Raw genomic sequence first — 21,952 nt, forward strand, 5'->3', positions numbered from 1 at the left:
TTAGATGAAAATTAATCAAATTAAAATTAATCATATCACCACGCCGTTGGGCTTTCAGATGCCAACTTTGGTGATTACCGCGTTTGTGAGTGGAACGACTTACCCACAATTGCAGCGCAAACTTGAAATTAAGGCCGGATCAACTGTGGTCTATCAAACAGATTGGCAGGCGGCCCCAGATTTAACGTTCAACGTCACTGATTTAGCGTTAAGTCCGCGAACTCGTTATACAGTAACGGTTTATTTACAAACAGTTGATCAATCGGCGGCTTGGCAACACACGACTTGGTTTGAGACTGGACTTTTGGATCAACCATTACAAGGCCAGTGGATTGGTACAAGTCGGACAGATTTGCATGGTATCCAACTTAGTAAAGTCTTCAGCATACCGCAAGCGGTGCAGCAAGGGCGGCTTTATATTACCGGTCTAGGATTGTATGAAGCTTACTTGGATGGTCACAAGATTGGTCAAGAAGTCTTAGCACCAGGTTTTACAAACTATAACTATTATGTTCAAGTTGCGACTTATGAGTTAACGGATTTGTTACAGACGGCAGGTCAGCACACGCTAACGATTCGGCTAGCAGATGGCTGGTATCGCGGTAAATTAGGCTTGAGTGAGCATGGTGGTAAAGCGGCAGTTTACGGTAATACATTGATGACAAATGCTGAACTGCATTACCAGGATGCGAGTGGCGTGGATCACCAGTTGGTCACCGATACGAGTTGGCAAGCGCAGTTGTCACCAATCACACATGCCGGTATTTATTACGGTGAAGATTTCGATGCCACCCAACCGGCGACGGTTGTGCCGACGGTCAGTTTTCCGCAACCTAGTAAATATGTGGTGGATCGATTGAGTTTACCGATTACGGCACATGAACAATTGCCAGTTAAAGATGTGATTCATACGCAGCGTGGTGAAACGGTGCTTGATTTCGGTCAGAACTTTGCTGGTTGGGTCAGCTTTAAGAATCATCTACCTAAAGGTGCCAAGGTCAGCTTAGAGTTTGGCGAAATCATGCAACATGGTGAGTTCTATCGCGATAATCTACGGTCGGCTCGTGCCAGCTTTACTTATGTGAGTGATGGGTTAGGCCAAACGGTGCAGCCACACTTTACGTACTTTGGCTTTCGCTATGTGCGATTGGTTGATTTTCCGGCCATTGATCCGGCTGATTTTACTGGAGTTGCCTTATATTCGGATATGCCGGTGACCGGCCAGATTGAGACCGACCAACCCTTAGTGAATCAGTTGTTCAGTAATGTGTTGTGGGGTCAAAAGAGTAATTTTATGGATGTCCCAACGGATTGCCCACAACGTGATGAACGGCTAGGCTGGACCGGGGATGCTGCAATTTTTGCGAAGACGGCTAGTTACAATATGGATACCTATCAATTCTTTACAAAGTATAGCTTTGACATGGCGGTCGAACAAAGCTTACACCAAGGTAAGTTAACCTTGTATGCGCCTGCTGTTGATCAGCCAGATGGTGGTAAAGCCGTTTGGAGCGATGCGGCTACCATTATTCCTTGGACGATGTATCAACGAACCGGCGATGCCACGATTTTAACGCGGAGTTTTGGTGCGATGGTGTCTTGGGTCGACTGGATTCATGAACGAGCTCAGCAACATGGGCAAGCCTACTTATGGTTGGATGATGATCAATTAGGCGATTGGTTGGCTTTAGATACCGAAGATATTATGCATTTAAAGGGTCGAACACCAGATGATTTGATTGCGAGTGCCTACTATTATTATTCAGCTAAGATTGTAGCGCAAGCTGCGGCCGTCTTAGGCAAACAGTCAGAGACAGCCTATTATCATCAATTAGCGGTTCATATTAAGCAGGCTTTTTTAGCTGAATTCTTTACCGCTTCTGGTCGGTTGATTACCCAGACGCAAACTGGATTGGCGCTATGCTTGGGCTTTGATTTAGTGCCAACTGGTCAACGGTCACGCTTGACACAGCAGTTGGTAGCCGCAGTTGAACGGCAACAAAATCATTTGACGACGGGCTTTGTAGGCACACCAGCCTTGTTACCAGCCTTATCAAACAACGGTGAACACGCCTTAGCAGTCGATCTTTTCTTAAATCGTGGCTTTCCTGGTTGGCTGTATGAAGTTGACCATGGTGCGACCACTATCTGGGAACGTTGGGATTCCGTACAAGCTGATGGCACGATTAATGCCAATGGAATGAACTCGTTGAACCATTATTCAGCGGGAGCCGTTATGCAGTGGGCGTATGAAGCTTTAGTCGGTATTCAAAGCGATGCGACTAAGACCGTTACGATTCATCCAGGAATCACACCACGTTTTCGCCATGTCAGTGGTCAAACGTTGTTGGCAACCGGGATGGTTAAAGTGGCTTGGCAAATCCTAGATTTAGCTGGGACCCAAGTACAGGTTAACTTAACGGTGCCTTATGGGATGACAGCTAAGCTAGATTTGCCGCGAGCCAAAGAATGGACGAGTGGTGATCAGACATATTCAAACGGCCAGACTTTACCAGCGGGTGACTATGTCATCACGTATCAACCGACGACACCATTCTTAAATCAATTTAGCGTGCATACGCAGTTATTTAAGTATAATCAACAGCCAGCTTTAACGAAAAAGCTCAGTACGGTTGTGCCATTCTGGGGCTTTCTCAGTATGCCGGGGAATATGGCGCACTTTGAACAATATTCGTTATTACAACTGAGCGCTGAAATGCGGGGAATTGGTTTTACCCCGTTTACAACGGCTGATATTGACCAAATTAATCAGATTTTTAAGGACGCTGCTTTAGCGCAGGTCCAAGAGGAGGAAACCTATCATGCGTAAACTATTCATGCGATTATCATTATTATTACTTTCGATCTTTACAGTCAGTGCCGGTGCTACTGCCGCTACGATTCCAATGATGTTGCGAAGCTTTCCGAATATTAACCCAACACTAATTGAATTATTGATGACAGTACCGTCATTAGGCATTATTATTTTCACCCCGTTAAGCAACTTCTTTGCCGATCGTTTCGGGGTTAAAAATACCATTTTAACGGGTTTGGTGGTTATCTTGATTTCTGGGATTACGCCAGCTTTAACGTTGAACTTTGGGCTGATTTTTGCTTCCCGGATTGGTATCGGGATTGGGACAGGACTTTTAGCTTCATTTGCCCAATCATTGATTATTCAATTATTTGATGGCGACGATCAACAACACATGATGGGCTTATCCAGTGTTTTCCAAGGGCTCGGCATGTTTATTGTGACTTATGCAGCAGGGGTCTTAATGAACTTCAATTGGCAAACGGCTTATTGGGTCTATGTAATTGCGTTACCAATGGCGTTGTTAGTGGCATTCTTTATTCCTAAAGATGTGGGGCAAGTGAACGCTGGGACGACCACGGTTAATGCGGCTGATAGCAAGCATGTTGATGGCAAAGTCTGGATTCTAGCGTTATTCGCTTTCTTGTTCAATGTCACCTTTGCGTTTATTACGATTAAGTTTGCGACTTTAGTCGTTTCACGGCATTATGGGACCGTGATGGATGCTAGTACGTTACTTGGGATGATGTCCTTTGCCATGGCTGCAGGTGGCTTCCTCTTCATGACGATTCAAAAGCATTGGAAGGCTTATTCAATGGCGATTGCTTTAGGTTTTGCCACGTTAGCGTTCTTAATCTTAACGATTTCACATTCATTGATTTTAAGTGGCGTAGGGGTCATTTTCGTCGGGATTGCAGTTGCTGTCTTTATGGCTTCGATGGTCACATCAGTAGGATACTTGACATCTGGTCAACAAGTGCCATTTTCAACGTCAGTCGCGATTACTTTTGCAAACGTTGGGACTTTAGTTTCACCCTATGTGGCGCAAATGATCAGTCAAATTGCTGGTAATACCGCACCTGGGTTTACGTTCTTAATTGGGACGTTTATCTTTGCAATCCTCTTCATCTTAGCAATCTTGGCTGGCTTGAACTATGGTAAGTTAGCTTATGGTGTTGGTAAGACGGCGGTGAAATCAACGATTGGAGATGCTAAATAATGTTAAGTACGCAAGCAAAGCAGGCGATTGCTATTGCGAAGACAATCAAAGCGCAACAAGATATGCCATTGACTACTACAAATATTCTACAAGCCCGGGCAGGCGCTGACCAAGGCAATCCATTTGAGTTTCCTGCCAATGTAACATTATTACCGGTGGCGACTGATCACGTAAACGGTGAATTCTATTTACTAAACGGGCAAGTCAAAGCAACTGGTAAGACAGTCTTAATGTTCTTGCACGGTGGTGCATATATGACGGGAACCGTTAAATCACGACGTTGGTTAGCAGTTAATTTAGCGTTAAATTGTGGATACGATACTTTTTCAGTCGATTATCGGCAGTATCCAGAAGCGCAACATCCCGCTGCTCAAAATGATGTTGAAGCGGCCTATGCTTATTTACAGCAACGTTATGAACAAGTCGTGGTCTTCGGTGAATCGGCTGGGGCTTGTTTGGCGTTAACACTAACGTTGAGTTTGAAAAAGCAGGGTAAGTCTTTGCCAGCCAGAGTGAGTGTCTTTTCGCCGGTCATCTCACAATTGAATCTATTGACTTCAGAATTTACGAATCAGGAACGAGACCCCATGTTACTTGGAGCGGGGGCCCCAGTGCTGTACTTTAAGGAACCCGCTAGCTTGGATCCCTTAGTCTCACCAATCTATGGGGACTATACCGGTTTCCCACCGCTGATGATCAATTGTGGTACTGAAGAAGTGAAGTATGACGATGCTGTGATTTTAAATCAGCTTTGTCAGGCTAAAGGGGTACCCGTAATTTTTAAGGCCTGGCAAGATTTATTTCATGTATTTGTGTTGTTTGATATGCCAGAAACCCAGGTAGCGCTACGCCAGATTGGTGACTTTTTAAAAATGAACTGCAATGATTAATCAATGTATCCACTACAAATATAGTTAGAAACGCTTGGTGCTAGTTGGATTAAGTTGGCACTCTGGTTGGCCAGAATCAGCTGGAACGTGGTGGCCACGGTCTCATAAGCCGGGCTTTGACTACGCTGAGAAGGGCACTCAACTAAGTCAAACGATACCTCTGAGCCAATGCTGACCCGCCCGGCGTTAACTAATGGGTATTAAAAAATTACCGATTGATTATTTTTAGTCCAGTCACTTAGCTGTGTCGTTGGCGTTCCAATAGTTTAGAAACCAACTGGCAGGCGGCAATTGCAATTAGCACTAAGCGTGTTGGTTAATCTTAATTGAATCGCACCATGCCAGCAGTCGTTACGGATGATAACGGCTGCTTTTTTGACCAAAATTCTCCTATCATCGATACAGCCATCAAAATTAACCAAGGTCTTTGCAATGAATGGTGAAATTATCTTTCTTAATTGTTGTAAGCGCTTGCTGTACGATGTAATTGTTGAAAAGGAAAAAACAAAAAATTTGATAGGAGTGCATAAATTATGTCAGAAGATTGGTTAGGATTAACAGACCGGGTCGTCATTGTTACTGGAGGGTCATCAGGGATTGGTGCAGCAATTGTCCAAGAATTAGTTGGTCATGGGGCTAATGTTATCAACGCTGATTTGAAGTCTGGCGAATTTGAAGCTGATCAGTTAAGCTTTATTAAGACAGATGTCACCGATAAAGCGGCCGTTGATCAGTTGGTGCAACAAGTTGGTGATGAATTTGGTCATATTGATGGTTTAGTCAATAATGCCGGGATTAATTTGCCACGCTTGTTAGTTGATAATCAGCAACCGGCTGGCAAGTATGAATTGAGTGAAGCGGCCTTTAATAAGATGTTCGCGGTTAATGTGAAGAGCGTGTTCTTAATGGCGCAAGCTGTTGGTCATTACATGGCACAGCAACGACATGGCGTGATCATCAACATGTCCTCTGAGGCCGGGCTAGAAGGGTCACAAGGTCAGAGTGTTTATTCGGGGACCAAAGGCGCGATTAATGGCTTGACGCGGTCATGGGCTAAAGAGCTCGGTGAATTTAACATTCGCGTTGTCGGGGTCGCACCTGGTATTATGGAAGCTACAGGTCTACGGACACCAGCATATGAAGAAGCTTTAGCTTACACGCGGCACAAGACCGTGGCTGATTTACGGGCCGGTTACAAGAGCACCACGACCACGCCATTAGGTCGCAGTGGTCACTTATACGAAGTCGCCGATCTAGTTAGTTACTTCTTATCAGATCGGGCCAGTTACATTACTGGTGTCACAACAAACGTGGCTGGTGGCAAGTCACGCGGATGAAAGGAATTGGTTTGATTGGACAATCAAGATTTTCGTTTACTAAATGACTTGATTGCTAACGATTCGGTCATGATTGACGAGTTGGCAGCAAACGAGCATGTCTCTAAGCGAACCCTGCTTAAATACATTCAAAATTTAAATGATGATCTTGATGAAGTTGCGATTGTGCAACAAAAGCAGCAACGACTCTTTTTGCAAGTCAATGATTATCAAAAATTGGCAAAACTGCAAACGGGTCAGCTCAAACGAGAATTAGATTTTAATGATCCTGACAAACGTCAGTCATTCATCATCATGCAGTTATTACAAGCGGCTGATTTTGTGACCTTGGATGATCTGGCAGAACAGTTATTGATTAGCAAACCGACGTTAGCACGGGATATGACGAGTTTACGGCACAAGTTAATGCCGTATCATGCCGAGATTGTCTCGATGACGAATAACGGCATTCGATTGGTGACGGCGGTTGATTATGACGTACCCATCATGATTGAGAATCTTGTTTATGATTATTATCCAGTTCAGACCTTGCCAATCAAGGGACGAATGACTGAACTGACTAATAGTTGTCAGGAATTGCATCTGAGTAGTCATCTAATTGCGCAAATTGAGCGTAAAGTGATTTCGTTATATTTAGCACTGACGGCTGGGTATCATATTCAACAGTCGATTCCACACTTTTATCCGCTCTGGGAATCGAGTGAAGCTGTTCGAGAATTAACGGAAACGATTGAATTTGTTTTAGATACGGCGGTGACGCCAGCTGAAGAGACCTACTTATTGTCACCGTTAACTTTTCAGATGAACGATTTATTATCAACTGACGCTATCGATGAGCGGGTTAAGGCTAATCAGCCATTGTTTGCGAAGGTGGCTAAGTCAGCAAGGTTAACTATTCAATTTGACTTTGATCATTTCTACCAACAGATTAAGACGCACTTGTTGTTCTTGATCAATCGGGCGATCTTTCATGTAAGCTCAACAGCGCTGTTACCAGAAAACGTGGCTGAACAATATCCGGTTGCCAATGATTTAGCGGTTTTGACGGTTAAAACGTTGGAACACGCCTTATCAACAACGATTAGTGACATTGAGGTCAGTTATCTGACGATTTACTTTGAGACGGAGTTGGAAGAAAAGCAGAGTCATGAGACGAATACGGTTGAAGTCGCGATGGTCGGTGCAATTGGTGAAAATGTGACGCGTTTTATTGATCGCCGGTTAAAAGAGATTTTTAATGGCTCGATTACGATTACGTCATTTAAAGATGTTAACGCTTTAAAAGCCCAATCACGCCACTTCTTATTGATCTTTACTAATGGCCCAATTAATTACAATGATGGGGTCTCGTCAATTGTCAGAATTAGTACCGTCTTTCGCGAGAATGAATTGCAGAGTAAGTTGCAAGTCTCATTAGTGGAAGATGCCATTAAGAAGCAACAGTGTCACTTCACGTATCAAACTTTAGACAGTCAGGATGGGTATTTGAAGGCAACGCAACAAATGATTGAACAAAAGATTGCCGTTAGTGAACTGAACCAAGACTTCTTACGCGATTGGCAGTTACGTGAACAAAAGTCGTCGTGTGTGTTTGAAGGCGGGGTGGCGATTCCACATGTGATTGATCATTCTGACCATAATCGGATTTTGATCAGTGTAGGAGCCTTTGATCGCGAAATTAAATATCAAGATCGCAAGGTACGCCTAGTCTTCCTAGTGGGGATTCCAGCGACCGTTGATAATCAGCTGAGTCGGGTATTGTCGGAAGTGTACGACTTTATCTTCTCAGTAGCGAAGAATCAAGGTATTTATAATAACTTGTTGAACTTTGACCCCCAGCGGTCGTTAATCCAAATTACGGAGGGAATCTAAAATGTCACCGATGCTATTAATTGGGATCGTCTTGGTCTCAGCGTTCTTATTACAAGGATTATTGGGATTCTTTCAAATTCGGAGCTTTTCGAAGCACTTTCAACAGATGCGTCGACAGGGTAAAGTTTTGATTGGGAAAAATCCGCGAAAAATTCAGTCTGGCAGTTTAATGCTAATGGCAATTGATACAGATGGGAATATTAAAGCCGCACAATTATTACAAGGCGTGACGGTGTTTGCTCATTTTAAACCGGTTAAGCCACTGGTTGGACAAAATATTGCGGTTTTAGGGGCTGATTACGATCAGTTACGTCACTTTAACCGCTTGACCCGCCAATGTATTTTAAATGCTTATCAGAATTTTATTAATTATCGGACCGGACATTTAACCGCCGAAGCTTTCGATACGAAAGTTAACGTCTTTGCTTTGCCGCTGGTTGATCAGATTAAAAATCAGAGCGGCCGGTTATTGGGCACTTTAAAGCAACATTTTGCACGTGGATAGGGAGGATCAGCAACGATGAAGTTAATTACGGACTTTGCTTCAGGATTTATGGGCTTATTTCAAAGTGGGGGTAAGACGTTTATTAGTTGGATGACAACGATCATTCCAGTCGTCTTACTACTGTTAGTTTTAATGAATACGATTATTGCCTTTTTAGGTGAGAAACGAATGACGCGCCTGGCGCAGGCGTCATCTAAAAATGTGGTGACCCGTTATATGATTTTGCCATTTTTAGCCGCATTTATGTTAGGTAATCCGATGGCGTTCTCGTTAGGCCGTTTTTTACCGGAATATTACAAACCAAGTTACTATGCGTCCCAAGCCCAGTTTTGCCACACTAGTAACGGTGTGTTTCCCCATATTAATCCGGGTGAATTATTCATTTGGATGGGGATTGCGCAAGGGGTTCAAAAGTTAGGCTTGGATACGATGGATTTGGCGGTACGCTATTTATTGGTCGGCTTAGTGATGAACTTTGTTGGTGGCTGGGTTACAGATTTTACCACGGCTTATGTTTGTCGCACATCCGGTGTGAAATTATCTAAGACCGTCGATTTAACTGCTCGTCAAAAGACGGTGTAAGGAGGAGTTTACCATGGCATGGAAAAGTATTCGGATTGAAAAAGGCACCGGGGGCTTTGGGGGACCACTCATTGTGACCCCAACCGAACAAAAACATAAATTTATATATGTCACCGGGGGTAATCGTCCCGCCATCGTGGACAAAATTGCTAAATTAACCGGGATGGAAGCTGTTGATGGGTTTAAAACATCTATTCCCGATGATGAAACCGCTTTAGCCGTGATTGATTGCGGTGGGACGTTACGTTGTGGGATTTACCCGAAAAAAGGCATTTTAACCGTGAATGTGTTGCCAACCGGGAAGAGCGGGCCACTTGCCCAATTCATCACACCTGAACTGTATGTGTCAAATGTTGACGTCGATCAAATTATGGCTAGTGATGGCAGTACCACACCAGCGACTGATAAAGTGGCGCCTGAAGCTAGTGAATCAACGCCAGCCACCCCACCGACACCGCATAAAACCGGGTTTATCGCTAAGATTGGGGTTGGGGTTGGTCGCATTGTGGCAACCTTTAATCAGGCGGCCAAGGATTCCGTACAAACCGTGATTAATACCATTATTCCGTTTATGGCCTTTGTTTCCTTGTTAATCGGGATTATCAATGGTTCTGGTCTAGGTAAAGCCTTTGCTAAGTTGATGTCACCGTTAGCAGGTAATATCTGGGGCTTAATGATTCTTGGTTTTATCTGCTCATTGCCATTCTTATCACCATTGCTGGGACCTGGTGGGGTGATTGGTCAAGTGATTGGGACGTTAATTGGGGTCGAAATTGGTAAAGGTAATATTTCACCACAATTTGCCTTGCCAGCGTTGTTTGCGATTAATACGCAAAATGGTTGTGACTTTATTCCAGTTGGTTTAGGACTAGAAGAAGCCGATGCTAAAACAGTTGAAGTTGGGGTGCCGTCCGTCTTATATTCTCGGTTTATTAACGGGGTTCCCCGGGTCTTTGTCGCTTGGATTGCCAGCTTTGGGCTGTATCCAGGCAAGTAAAAAAGTGAGGTAAAGTGAAATGATGAGTCAAACTGGACAAGCAATTTTTGAAACCCAAGTCGTTGAAGTGGGCCAAGAAGCCCAAGATTTTAGTGCGATTGATATGTTAATTTTATTCGGTCAAGAAGCGCCAGATGCGCTTCGGTCATCGTGTTACATTATTAATGTGCAGCCAGTTGCAGCCCCAATTACCACGGCGCTGCAACTTAAGATTGATGATCAAACGTTCCAAATTACGGCGGTTGGTGATGAAGTGCAACGTAATCTGACGAATTTGGGTCACATTGCGGTTAGCTTTACGGGTAAAACAACTGCTGAGTTACCAGGAACCTTGTATGTAGCCGCTGGTCATTATCCGTCGATGACGGTTGGATCAACGATTCAAATCATAGCTTAGCGTCTAATCAAAAATGGCCATCCGCGGATGACCATTTTTGATTTTAAATATTTTAGTTTTGATTATCTTTTGCTTTCATGTGATCCGACTCGTTATTTATTTTCTTAGCATGTCTGTTCTTTCCGAATGTGTAATACGCATAAAACCAGATATTACCGAGTACAAGCACTAATAGTGTTGGGAAGACTGTCATATTTTTACCATTAAAGTATAACCATAAAATAGATAGACTATACATTATTGGTAAAACTAAACTAAACTTTTTCTGATAATAATAGCCTTCAATATATTGTAAAATAGTGCCAAGTATCACGATAGTCCACAAAATTATTGTTGTCATATCCATGCCTTCATCCTCATATATATCTAATACTTTATTTGCATCCTGTAAACTTTATCAAAATTAATTTTAACATATACTTCAGTTTATTCACGAAAAATGGCAATAAGTAACAACAAACCACCTAACCAACTAAATGTAGACGCAAAGCCCATCAGTTCAATCAGCCAGCCAATTGCCGGAAACATCACGATCATGACGAGGCTAAAAATCATACTGCTGATACTCAATAACGTTGCGCGTTGTGCGCTTGGCATCAGAGTATTGTAATAAGTTGACATTAAAGGTTCTAACATCGCATTCAGCATGTTGATTAGTAGATAACCGATGACTAGCAAGGTAAGCTGGCCCCAACCCATTAATAAGAGCGTGATCAATAAACAGCCGGTTAGTCCCAATAATAAATGAGTTGGGGACCACCGGCGCTGCAGATAGGGTGTGAGTTGGACGCCCAAGACATTGAGACCAGCCACCGTGATTAAGATACCGGCAATTAGTGTCCCGTTAAAGCCGTGGTCAGTCATCACGGCCTGAAAATAGTAATAATAAGTGGTCCCGATGGCGCTAAATACCGCATGAAAACTCATCAAATAAGTGAGTTTGGGCAATCGCCGTAACCAAGTTAGTGCGGCCATCAAGAGTTGCCATAAGTTTAAGCGATTAGCACTAGTGTCACGATGCTGTGGTTCTGGCAGCCGCCAAATGATGACAATCGTGACAATGGCAATCACTAAGTCACCCCAATAAGTGGCGGCTAGATAACCATGAATCAGCCAACCAGCAATCAAAATGCCAAGCGCATTGGCGAGTTCAATCAGGGTATTCATATTACTAGTAACTTGCGGATAACAATCAGTCGCTTGATGATCGACAAGTGTTTCGTAGAACCAAGCTTCTAGCGTGCCGGATTGTAAGTTATAAGCCCAGGCTTGCAGGACGAAGCCAAAGGCAAACCACCAGAAGTTTGTTGCTGTGAGCATGATGATGGCATGTAGCGCCGCGGCCACACGACTACTAATCAGGTTAGTGCGGTAGCTAAAATGGTCGGCTAAGATACCAGACGGAACTTCCGATAAGAGACTAGTGAGATGGAAAATACTTTCACATAGTCCAATTTGAACCAGTGAAAGGCCGTGTTGTTGCAGGAAAATGACCCAAAGACTATCGATGCCGAAATAAGATAGGGCGGTGTAGGCATAGCCCCGTGGTAAGGACTGAATTTTATTTTTGAGCATGGTATAAAACCCTCCGTTAAGGTTAAACGGTCGCAAAAAAAGACGCCTCTAATGAGTCGCCTAATTACGGTGCCATTATGAGTGCAGTTAATCTTCAACTTAGAAAAAAGGGCAGACTGTCCCCTTAACGGACTAAAACGGCAATAATTGCCTGTTTAAGACTCATCCAAGTTAAAAGATCAAGTTGCACAAGGGTCACCACTTTCTAAGAATTAATGTTTGAATTTTTTAATCAGGCCTAAGCTCAGTAATCCCAAAATTAAAAGGCCACTGCCGATCCAAGTAAAGCTGAGCGCAAAACCGAAATGTTCAATTAACCACCCAATCAATGGGAAGGAAAGACTGGTCATAATACTATAGAGCATACTACTGACACTCAAAAGGGTTGCTCGTTGACTGCTAGGGATTAGGGCATTGTAGTAACTGGACATAATTGGGGCAATCCCCGCCATTAACATATTGACGAAGAAATAGCCACCTAACATCACGCTCAGCTGGTTAACACCGGTGATTAGTAATGTTAAAATCAATAATCCGGTTAAGCCACTCAATAATTTGATTGGGGACCAGTGTTGCTGTAGTCGTGGTGTCAATTGGACACTTAAGACATTTAGCGCGGTCACAATGACCAGTACCCCTGACAATAAGCCGCCTTTAAACCCATGAGCCGTTAATACGGCTTGGAAATAGTTATAATAAGCCGCCCCAATGACCGAGAAAATCGCATTAAAAATCATAAAATAACTAAGTTTGGGTAATTGACGTAAACAAGTCGCAGTGGCGCGAAAGATTTGCCAAATTGTTAGTAATTGACCACTTCGAGCATGGCGAGCGGGTTCATGTAAGACGATCGCCGTAATTAAAGCGCCGACTGCTCCTAATAGGTAAAGTTGGTAAGTGACGAGTGTGTAATCATGAATCAGCCAACCGGCAATAATCAAGCCAATCATCCCAGCCACTTTTAGAATTGTGTTCATCGTACTGGTAACTTGTGGATATTGTTTGGTTTGGTGACTGTCTACCAGTGTCTCGTAGAGCAAGGCTTCTAGCGTGCCAGACTGCAAATTATAGGCCCAGCCAAGTAAGATGAACGCACTCGCGAACCACCAGAAACTGTGGACCGGTGCCAGCAACATAATCAACGCGTGACCAATGGCTGCAATCCGGCCGGTAATTAGCATCGTTCGGTAGCTAAACCGGTCAGCTAGCGCCCCAGCGGGAACTTGAAATAAGAAACTTGTTAAATGATAAATACTTTCACATAACCCGATTTGAACGAGTGATAAGCCACGTTGTTGTAAGAACATGACCCAGAGACCAGCGATACCAAAGTACGCAAATGCAGTGTATACATAGCCAAGGTGGAGATTGCGATGCATGGCGGTTAACATTTTTATGAACTCCCTTTGAATTGGGATACCTATCGACGTGTTGACCCCCCACTGGCCGGCACTAGATATCATCAATTTCTCATAATTTACTAGTAATTATACCAAAATAACTAGGGATAACCAATGCTATTAGAAGTTTTCTTTAATTAAGCTAGTCAAAATTCGGATGCCTTGTTCAAAGCGTTCAGTAGATTCATACGAGAAACTCAAGCGAATATATTGGTTCGGTTGAAAGTCATAGATGCTGCCAGGATTAAAGAGGACGTTTTGCGCCGTTGCTAAGTCAAATAACTTTTGAATATTGATCCGATCAGCCAATCGCACCCATAAGTAGAAGCCACCTTGAGGCGCGTCCCAAGTGGCAAAATCATCCCAATAACGATGCAGAATGACTTGTGCTGCTTCGGCCTTGTGGGACAAGACTTCACGGAAATGGGCTTGATAAGTATCGTATTCCGGGTCAGCTAAAATTTTGGCGAGGACGAGTTGCGAGAGCGAACTGGCGCCGTAATCGGTCTGCATCCGTACATCCGTCAAGCGGTCAATAACTGGCTTCGTTGCGACTGTCCAGCCGATTCGTAGACCAGGGGCGAGGGACTTCGAGATACTGCCAAAGTAGATGACGTTACCAGTCTCATCAAGGGCTTTTAACGGCTGGGGTGGTTGCTGGTCGAACCAAACATCTTGATAGGCCGCATCTTCTAGAATTGGAATTCGATGATCTTGCGCATAGGCCAAGACTTGTTGGCGGCGTTCCGCACTCATCACGATGCCGGTGGGATTATTGAAGGTCGGAATCGTATACATAATGGCATGACTATCTTTGGCTGGCGGTGTTAATTGCCAATAAGCCATCCCTTGATTATCCATCGGGACGCCTGCGAGATGGGTGTGTGCCGACTGAAAGACATGTAAGGATTTAACGTAGGTCGGGGCCTCAGTGTAGATCGTCGCGTCTTTCGGGAATAATGACATTGAAACCAGTTGTAAAGCCTGTAGCGAGCCAGACGTAATTAAAATATTATCGGCACTCGTGTGAATCCCGACCTTGGCTAAATGACGGGCAATCTGTTGCCGTAACGCTAAGATACCCGCGGGTTCCGTGTAGTTTAAGCTGGTCAGATTCTGGCCTAAATGGTCAAAGGCTTTTTGAAAGAGTGCCCGTGGAAACTGATCCGGCGCTGGTTCACCAGTGCTCAAGCGAATGACATCGTCAGTTTCAAATTGATTGATCTTTTGAATGGCGTGACTGTTGGGTTTGAATTGCCCCGCTTGAACATACTGCGCCCAGTTAACGTGTTCAGCTAGTAAGCTTGACCAATGGTTCCCGGAAACGGTCATGCCGGAACCAGGTGTACTCGTAATGAGACCGACCGCCACCAATTCGTCTAAGGCAGTGATGAGGGTACTACGATTAACGCCAAATTGAGCAGCGAGTTTGCGTTGCGAGGGAATCTTAGCGCCCATTGGCCAGTCGCCACTGGCAATAGCTCGTTGGAAATAATCGGTAATTTGTTGGTAGACTGGTAGCGCCAGCGTTTTATCTGGTTGCCAGTCGATATGTAATGCGTTCATTGAAAAGTCTCCTTAGTGGTTGGGTATAAAGCTAACGATTGGTTGGTTACAAGCCTAACCCTTTTTATTATAATCAGTTCATGAATTAAAGCCAGCTAAGCTTACAACGGAATTTACAGTAGCTAACTGGTTGGATAGGAGTCGTGAAATTGATGCAAGTCTTTTTACAAGGATTATTATTTGGTTTTGCCTACATCGCACCGATTGGCATGCAGAATTTGTTCGTCGTATCAACCGCCATTGAGCAACCAATCAAACGGGCCTTTCAAGTCGCCCTAATCGTGATTTTCTTTGATACATCGCTATCATTAGCTTGTTTTTATGGGGTTGGCAAGCTTTTACAGAGCACCCCGTGGTTAGAATTGGCCGTGTTGCTTGTTGGCAGTTTACTCGTCTTTTATATCGGTTGGGGATTAGTGAAACAAAAATCCGCCGAGATGGGGACGATGGCTACTAGTTTTTCGTATAAGGCAGCGATTGTGACGGCCTTTTCGGTGGCATGGTTGAACCCGCAAGCGATTATTGATGGGTCCGTGTTGTTAGCGGCCTTTCGCGTGTCGATTCCAGATGAACTCGCGCATTTCTTCATGATTGGCGTCATCTTGTCGTCGATCGTCTGGTTCTTCGGCTTGACCGGTTTAATTAGTAAATTCAAACATTTAATGCAGCCACGCGTGTTACTTTGGATTAATCGGGTTTGTGGCGTGGTGATTATCTTGTACGGCGTCAAACTTTTGGCGACGTTTATCACGAAGATTTAGTACTGAGCTCACTGATAACGGTGGGCTTTTTTACTGTCATTAGAACAGTAATTTTAGAATAACGTCATTTTTATGATAAATCAATTAAAAATTTAATTTTAATCCCATTTATTAAAGAAAGAAAAATCAGAGTCATGGTGTGACAATAAGCTTGCGGAAGCCCGCAATCATCGGTATGCTAAACGTATTGGACTTTTTTAGAGAGAGGAACGATTTGCATTATGAAAATTGCCGGTTTTGGGGTGGAAGCATGGTTGAATCAGTACGAGACTATTGCAACGACCGATATTAGCCAGAGCTCGATTGCCGCTTTGACGATTGGCGATGTTGCGGCTTTAGATGGTCATGACGGCCAACAATTCTATCAACAATTAAGCGCATCGCGATTGAATTATGGTTGGATTGAAGGGTCACCGGAATTTAAACGGTTAGTCAGTGGGTTGTATACGCAAGTCCCCGCTGAAAATGTGCTGCAAACAAATGGGGCGACTGGTGCGAATCAGTTGGCGATTTATAGCTTAATTGAGCCCAATGACCATGTGATTGCATTATATCCCAGTTATCAGCAACTTTACGATATTCCCAAGTCGTTAGGTGCGACTGTCGATTACTGGCATATCAAGGAAGATCAAGGTTGGTTACCTACGATTGAAGAATTGAAAACCTTGATTCGACCAGAGACTAAAATGATTCTATTGAATAATGCGGTCAATCCGACTGGTAGTTTGTTAGATGAAACGATGTTACGTGAAGTCGTGGCTTTAGCCCGGTCCGTGGGTGCTTATGTATTAGCGGATGAAGTTTATGAACCATTGGATGGGACACCATTCACGTCAATTGCCGATCTATATGAATTAGGGATTGCCGTGAATAGTTTGTCGAAAACTTACTCGGTACCAGGGGCTCGGATTGGCTGGACAGCGACGCAATCAAGTGAGTTGGCGGATATTTTTCGGAAGTATCGCGATTACACGATGATTTGTGGTGGGGTCTTTAACGACCAGTTAGCGGTACAAATCTTGCAGCATCGTGACAAAGTCTTAGCTCGTAATCGAGCATTGGTCGACCGTAATCTGGCTATCTATACGGCGTGGGTCGCCCAAGAACCACGGGCTAGTCTGATTACGCCGCATGGAATTTCTGTATCGTGTTTGAAATTAGACTTACCGGTTGATGACGAGACTTTCTGTAAAGCCTTGCTTGATGAGACTGGTGTGTTGCTAGTTCCTGGGTCGCGGTTTGATATTCCGGGTCACGTCCGCTTAGGTTATTGTACCGATACGGAAACGTTAAAACGGGGCTTGAAACTATTGGGACAATTTTTACGCCGTTACGATGATTAATCATTAACTGAACACACTTGGTGCTAGTTGAAATTGCCGCCTGCCGGTTGGTTCCTAAAACGCTGGAACGCCATGGGCCATTTTGAAGCCAAAGCCCGGTCTTCAAAACTGACCTTGGCCTAAGTCCGAGCAGACCACTCGCACTAAGGCCAACGACACGGCTGAGCATTTTAGGAACCAACCTCTCGGCTAAATTCGTGGTCGAGAATAAATAATAATGAATTCACGTTAATTAATGGCGGGCGGGCCAGAATTGGCTCAGTGGTGTCGTTTATCTTGGTCGGTGATTTGCCGACTTAGATAAAGCCCGGCTTGGAAGACCGCACTTTGGCTTCCAAACGCGGCCACCACGTTCCAGCCGATTCTGGACCAACCAGAGTGACAATTTAAACCAACTAGCACCAAGCGTACTGAACGGATAGTTATGCATTTGTTAGCTTGTTTTCCGGACTTAAAACCGCGAAAACAGGCTTTTTTTGTTGGTAAAGTAGTTTGCAAGGTGAATATTTGCTATAATGTATTCATAATTTATCAGGGGAGGTCCCGCAGAATGAAGAAGACTGATCGGCAAGCTGCCATTGAACAGTTGATTACTGAATACCCGATTGCCACCCAAGAAGATTTGATGGCCCGTTTAAAGGCGGAAGGGATTGCCGCAACGCAAGCCACCATTTCGCGGGATATCCGAGAGATGCAAATTGTGAAGTCGCCCGATGACAGTGGGCGCGCGCGTTATACGATTTTTAAAGAGAGCAGTAAGAATGAAACTGATCGCTTATTTGATAGTTTACACGAAGTCGTGACGGGGATTGACCGTGTGGAATTCATGAACATCATTCATACCTTGCCAAGTAATGGGAATTTATTGGCGGCGATTATTGATGATCTGAATCTCCCAGAAGTTAGTGGGACTTTGGCTGGCCATGATACGATCTTTATTATTAGTCCCAGCACCAAGGTGGCGACTGAGCTGCATGATTTATTTGTCAGTCACATTCGTGATGATGATGAGCTTTAGTAATTATGAAAGTCCTGGCACTTTGGGGGACTTTTTTGCATTCTGCGGTTATTCACGGTATAGTTGAGCTATCTAATTAAGGCTAACAAAGGCGGTGAATCAATTGAAATATACTAAAAAACGTAGTCCGCGCAAGAATCAAGATAAGCGCGATGCGACTTTCGAAAAGTTCCGCAAGCAACAAAATGAATTAAATGCTAACCGCCGCGGTGTGCGTCGGAAATAAAAGCTTGGGACAAACAAGGTCTCAAGCCTTTTTTGTTCTATATAACTTTCAAGGATAAGTCCAGTCTGGATGAAACTTGCCACTCTGGTTGGTCCAGAATCGGCTGGAACGTGGTGGCCGCGTTTTTGAGCCATAGGTCGGTCTCAAAAGCCGGGCTTTATCTAAGTCGGAAAATCACCGACTAAGATAAACGACACCACTGAGCCAATTCTGGCCCGCCCGCCGTTAACTATTGGGAATAAAAAATTATTGATTGATTATTTTCAGTCCGGTCACTTAGCAGAGAGGTTGGTTCCTAAAACGCTCAGCCGTGTCGTTGGCCTTAGTGCGAGTGGTCTGCTCGGACTTAGGCCAAGGCCAGTTTTGAAGACCGTACTTTTGGCTTCAAAATGGCCCATGGCGTTCCAGCGTTTTAGAAACCAACCGGCAGGCAGCAAATTTAACTAGCACCAAGCATGATGGTGTGATTAAAATAACTGAATTCAATAGTTAAAGCGTAAATTTATAAGTAGTGGATTAATTAATGTCGAGTGGTCAGAGTGACAATTATTATCCAGTTAGTTCACAAAGAATTAAGTTTTTGAAGATTTGGTCAAGCTTTGCCCCCGATGCCAAGGAAAATCGGATTTATGATACAATTATCGGAGTTTAAAAAAGTATCGAGTGCCGTTAGTTAGTTGGAACGGCGGGTTTCAACTAATGATTTAATGGCCTTTTGAACAAGGGGAAGATTATGCAAAATAATGGTTTTTGGTCCACCATCAAAGATGGATTACGGGTCATAGGCCACTGGTTAAAACCATACTGGCAACGTTTCTGGGCAATCGTCGGCTACCAATGGCACCGACGGCAATTGACCCGTTGGCTGATTGTCTTGATTTTAACGATGATTTTAGTGGTCAGCACTTATTTAACTTTTGAAGCCAAAACGGCGAAGATCGGTAATTTACAAGCGGAGTTAGAGAAGACGACCGTTATTTATGATGCCAGCAAGCAAAAAGCGGGTTCGCTCTATTCCCAAAAGGGGACTTATGTCCATTTGGATAAGATTTCGTTGAATCTGCAAAATGCCGTTATTTCGACTGAAGATCGAAACTTTTACAAGGAACATGGGTTTTCAGTGAAAGGGATCGGCCGAGCTTTTATGTTGCTAGTCGCGAATAAATTGCTTGGACGTAATTACATCAGTGGTGGTGGGAGTACGTTGACGCAACAGTTGGTCAAAAATGCCTACTTAACACAACAACAGACCTTTTCACGGAAGCTTCGCGAAATCTTCTTATCGATTGAAACGGAAAATGTTTATTCGAAGCACCAGATTTTAGCCATGTATCTGAATAATGCCTACTTTGGCCATGGGGTTTGGGGTGCCGAGGATGCCGCTGAAAAGTATTTTGGCGTCCATGCTTCCGAACTCAGCGTGGATCAAGCGGCTGTCTTGGCCGGAATGTTAAGTTCACCGAGTGGCTATAATCCGATTGATCATCCAAGTGCGGCTAAAAAACGCCGTAATGTCGTTTTAAATAATATGGTTAATAATGATAAGTTAACTAAAAATCAGTATACGTTCTATTCACAGAAGACGATTACGCTGAATGATAACTATCATTATTATAGTGGCTATAAATATCCTTATTATTTTGATGCGGTGGTTGATGAAGCGATTAATAAGTATGGCTTAAGCGAATCCGATATTATGAATCGCGGTTATAAGATTTATACGTCCTTGAATCAAAAGGATCAAAGCTCGATGCAGACATCCTTTAAGAATAGTACCTTATTCCCAGAAAATGCGGCGGATGGGACGAAGGTTCAAGGGGCGTCGATTGCGGTTGATCCGTCCACTGGAGGCGTGATGGCCGTGGTTGGTGGTCGTGGTAAACACGTCTTTCGGGGCTTTAATCGGGCGACTCAGATTAAACGCCAACCAGGGTCGACGATTAAGCCGTTAGCGGTTTACACGCCCGCACTTGAAAATGGCTATACGTATGATTCTGATCTTTCTAATAAGAAGCAAACGTTTGGTGCCAATAAATACGCACCGAAAAACTATGATAATGTTTATGCCAAATCGGTGCCAATGTATGAAGCTTTAGCTCAAAGTATTAATATTCCGGCCGTTTGGTTATTGAATAAAGTCGGCGTCAATAAAGGCTATGCGTCAGTTAAGAAATTTGGCTTACCAGTCACCAAAGACGATGATAACCTAGCGTTGGCCTTAGGTGGCTTAACGACCGGGGTCTCGCCGCAACAGATGGCCAGTGCCTATACGGCGTTTGCCAATAACGGGAATAAGACCACCGCGCACTATATCACGAAGATTGTTGATGCGAGTGGCAAGACTATTGTTGATAATACAGCAACTAAGAGCAAAAAGCTGATGTCGGCCAGTGTCGCTAAAGAGATGACCAGTATGATGCTGGGCGTCTACAATAGTGGGACAGGGGCCGCTGCGAAGCCTTATGGGTATTCAATCGCTGGGAAAACTGGGAGTACACAAGCTGATTACAAGACTGGTTCTGGAACGAAAGATCAGTGGATGATTGGGTATACGCCAGATGTTGTGGTAACGACTTGGATTGGCTTTGATTCAACGAATAGTACCCATTATTTGAAGAGTTTATCTGAAAACCAATTATCAGCATTGTATAAGAACGAGATGGAAAATATCTTGCCAAATACGAAACAAACTAGCTTTGGGACCAAAGATGCGGCCACGTTGGCTAATCAGAGTTCGACGGATAATTCGGCCAGTGGTAGCTCGGTTTGGGACGATGTTCAAAAGGGTGCTAACAAGGTTGGCAAGACCGTTTCTGATACGGCTAAGAACTGGTTCTCGTCGGCAAAAAAATTAATTGGGAACTAGTGGTAACAGCTATTCAAGCCCTTTCAAAAATGATAAACTATATTTGACACATATTTTGAGGAGGAACGCGACGATGGCTGTAAACATTTACGATACTGCAAACCAATTAGAACAAGAATTACGCGGCACTAAGGAATTTAAAGAATTGCAAGCTGCTTATCAAGCAATGCATGCGAATGAGAGTGCTTTTAGCTTATTCAAAGACTTCCAAGAAATTCAAATGCAATTGTCACAAAAGCAAATGAATGGCGAAGAATTAGGCGACGATGAAGTTCAAAAAGCCCATGAATTAGCTGATAAAGTTGGCAATGTCGATGAAATTAAAGCCTTAATGACCAAGGAACGTGGCTTGAACCAATTAATGAATGATTTAAACCAAATCATCACTAAACCCGTTCAAGAATTATACCAAGACTAAAGTTTAAGGTAACTAAGAGGCAATGACGATACTTTTCGTGATTGCCTCTTTTTTTGAGAGCAAGTAGGTAGGCGATACCCGTCTCCGGTGGCCGATGATTCCGGTGGCTGTGGGGACCGGTCTCAGCCTGAGGTGCGGTCTGAGACCTCGACTTGCCCCTTTGCC

Annotated in this window: 19 protein-coding genes; 15 read left to right on the top strand and 4 right to left on the bottom strand. The window is 43.9% G+C overall.

Features of this window, described 5'->3' with window-relative positions:
- Positions 1-4 precede the first annotated feature (4 nt).
- The 9 genes from FFM77_RS02570 (at position 5) to FFM77_RS02610 (ending at position 10,614) form a co-directional block, all read left to right on the top strand.
- Complete coding sequence (locus tag FFM77_RS02570) at positions 5-2,830, top strand: family 78 glycoside hydrolase catalytic domain (RefSeq protein WP_137634178.1); 2,826 nt, start codon at positions 5-7, stop codon at positions 2,828-2,830.
- Positions 2,823-4,034 carry an MFS transporter gene (locus FFM77_RS02575; RefSeq protein WP_137634179.1) on the top strand — a complete coding sequence of 404 codons (1,212 nt, stop codon included), beginning with the start codon at positions 2,823-2,825 and terminating at the stop codon, positions 4,032-4,034. Before FFM77_RS02570 ends, FFM77_RS02575 begins: the two co-directional genes overlap by 8 nt.
- Positions 4,034-4,924 carry an alpha/beta hydrolase gene (locus tag FFM77_RS02580; RefSeq protein ID WP_137634180.1) on the top strand — a complete coding sequence of 297 codons (891 nt, stop codon included), beginning with the start codon at positions 4,034-4,036 and terminating at the stop codon, positions 4,922-4,924. Before FFM77_RS02575 ends, FFM77_RS02580 begins: the two co-directional genes overlap by 1 nt.
- A gap of 533 nt (positions 4,925-5,457) precedes the next feature.
- Positions 5,458-6,261: an SDR family oxidoreductase gene (locus tag FFM77_RS02585; protein ID WP_137634181.1), complete on the top strand. Its 804-nt coding sequence runs from the start codon at positions 5,458-5,460 to the stop codon at positions 6,259-6,261.
- Positions 6,262-6,276: 15 nt separating this feature from the next.
- The gene (locus tag FFM77_RS02590; protein WP_137634182.1) at positions 6,277-8,133 is read left to right on the top strand and encodes a BglG family transcription antiterminator; all 1,857 of its coding nucleotides are present in this window, start codon (positions 6,277-6,279) and stop codon (positions 8,131-8,133) included.
- Position 8,134: 1 nt separating this feature from the next.
- Positions 8,135-8,638 (top strand): transcriptional regulator GutM, encoded by a 504-nt coding sequence (locus FFM77_RS02595; RefSeq protein WP_223876762.1) that lies wholly within the window; start codon positions 8,135-8,137, stop codon positions 8,636-8,638.
- Positions 8,639-8,653: 15 nt separating this feature from the next.
- Complete coding sequence (srlA, locus tag FFM77_RS02600) at positions 8,654-9,220, top strand: PTS glucitol/sorbitol transporter subunit IIC (protein WP_137634183.1); 567 nt, start codon at positions 8,654-8,656, stop codon at positions 9,218-9,220.
- A gap of 13 nt (positions 9,221-9,233) precedes the next feature.
- Complete coding sequence (srlE, locus tag FFM77_RS02605; protein ID WP_137634184.1) at positions 9,234-10,217, top strand: PTS glucitol/sorbitol transporter subunit IIB; 984 nt, start codon at positions 9,234-9,236, stop codon at positions 10,215-10,217.
- A 22-nt stretch (positions 10,218-10,239) separates the two neighbouring features.
- On the top strand, positions 10,240-10,614 hold the full coding sequence (locus tag FFM77_RS02610; protein WP_137634228.1) for a PTS glucitol/sorbitol transporter subunit IIA: 375 nt from the start codon (positions 10,240-10,242) through the stop codon (positions 10,612-10,614).
- A 52-nt stretch (positions 10,615-10,666) separates the two neighbouring features.
- Here FFM77_RS02610 and FFM77_RS02615 read toward each other — a convergent pair whose 3' ends face one another.
- From FFM77_RS02615 to FFM77_RS02630, 4 genes are all read right to left on the bottom strand, one after another.
- Complete coding sequence (locus tag FFM77_RS02615) at positions 10,667-10,960, bottom strand: hypothetical protein (protein ID WP_137634185.1); 294 nt, start codon at positions 10,958-10,960, stop codon at positions 10,667-10,669.
- 80 nt (positions 10,961-11,040) lie between these two features.
- On the bottom strand, positions 11,041-12,189 hold the full coding sequence (locus tag FFM77_RS02620; protein WP_137634186.1) for an MFS transporter: 1,149 nt from the start codon (positions 12,187-12,189) through the stop codon (positions 11,041-11,043).
- A gap of 212 nt (positions 12,190-12,401) precedes the next feature.
- Positions 12,402-13,580 (bottom strand): MFS transporter, encoded by a 1,179-nt coding sequence (locus tag FFM77_RS02625; protein ID WP_137634187.1) that lies wholly within the window; start codon positions 13,578-13,580, stop codon positions 12,402-12,404.
- Positions 13,581-13,709: 129 nt separating this feature from the next.
- Positions 13,710-15,155, bottom strand: a complete 1,446-nt coding sequence (locus FFM77_RS02630; RefSeq protein WP_137634188.1) for an aminotransferase-like domain-containing protein — start codon at positions 15,153-15,155, stop codon at positions 13,710-13,712.
- Positions 15,156-15,307: 152 nt separating this feature from the next.
- Here FFM77_RS02630 and FFM77_RS02635 point away from each other — a divergent pair, with 152 nt between their 5' ends.
- The 6 genes from FFM77_RS02635 to FFM77_RS02660 all read left to right on the top strand — a co-directional run bounded on the left by FFM77_RS02635 (position 15,308) and on the right by FFM77_RS02660 (position 21,787).
- Entirely contained in the window at positions 15,308-15,916 is a 609-nt protein-coding gene (locus FFM77_RS02635) for a LysE/ArgO family amino acid transporter (RefSeq protein WP_137634189.1), read from the top strand.
- Positions 15,917-16,137: 221 nt separating this feature from the next.
- Positions 16,138-17,259 (top strand): aminotransferase, encoded by a 1,122-nt coding sequence (locus tag FFM77_RS02640; RefSeq protein ID WP_137634190.1) that lies wholly within the window; start codon positions 16,138-16,140, stop codon positions 17,257-17,259.
- Positions 17,260-17,809: 550 nt separating this feature from the next.
- Positions 17,810-18,277: an arginine repressor gene (gene argR / locus FFM77_RS02645; protein ID WP_137634191.1), complete on the top strand. Its 468-nt coding sequence runs from the start codon at positions 17,810-17,812 to the stop codon at positions 18,275-18,277.
- A 103-nt stretch (positions 18,278-18,380) separates the two neighbouring features.
- The gene (locus FFM77_RS14210; RefSeq protein WP_137634192.1) at positions 18,381-18,503 is read left to right on the top strand and encodes a hypothetical protein; all 123 of its coding nucleotides are present in this window, start codon (positions 18,381-18,383) and stop codon (positions 18,501-18,503) included.
- Between the two features lie 733 nt (positions 18,504-19,236).
- Positions 19,237-21,369: a PBP1A family penicillin-binding protein gene (locus FFM77_RS02655; protein ID WP_137634193.1), complete on the top strand. Its 2,133-nt coding sequence runs from the start codon at positions 19,237-19,239 to the stop codon at positions 21,367-21,369.
- 73 nt (positions 21,370-21,442) lie between these two features.
- A complete protein-coding gene (locus tag FFM77_RS02660) occupies positions 21,443-21,787 on the top strand; it encodes a YlbF/YmcA family competence regulator (RefSeq protein ID WP_137634194.1) in 345 nt (114 codons plus the stop codon).
- The last annotated feature ends 165 nt before the right edge of the window (positions 21,788-21,952 follow it).

Origin of the sequence: Lactiplantibacillus songbeiensis (assembly GCF_005405125.1) — a bacterium.
Lineage (GTDB): Bacteria > Bacillota > Bacilli > Lactobacillales > Lactobacillaceae > Lactiplantibacillus > Lactiplantibacillus songbeiensis.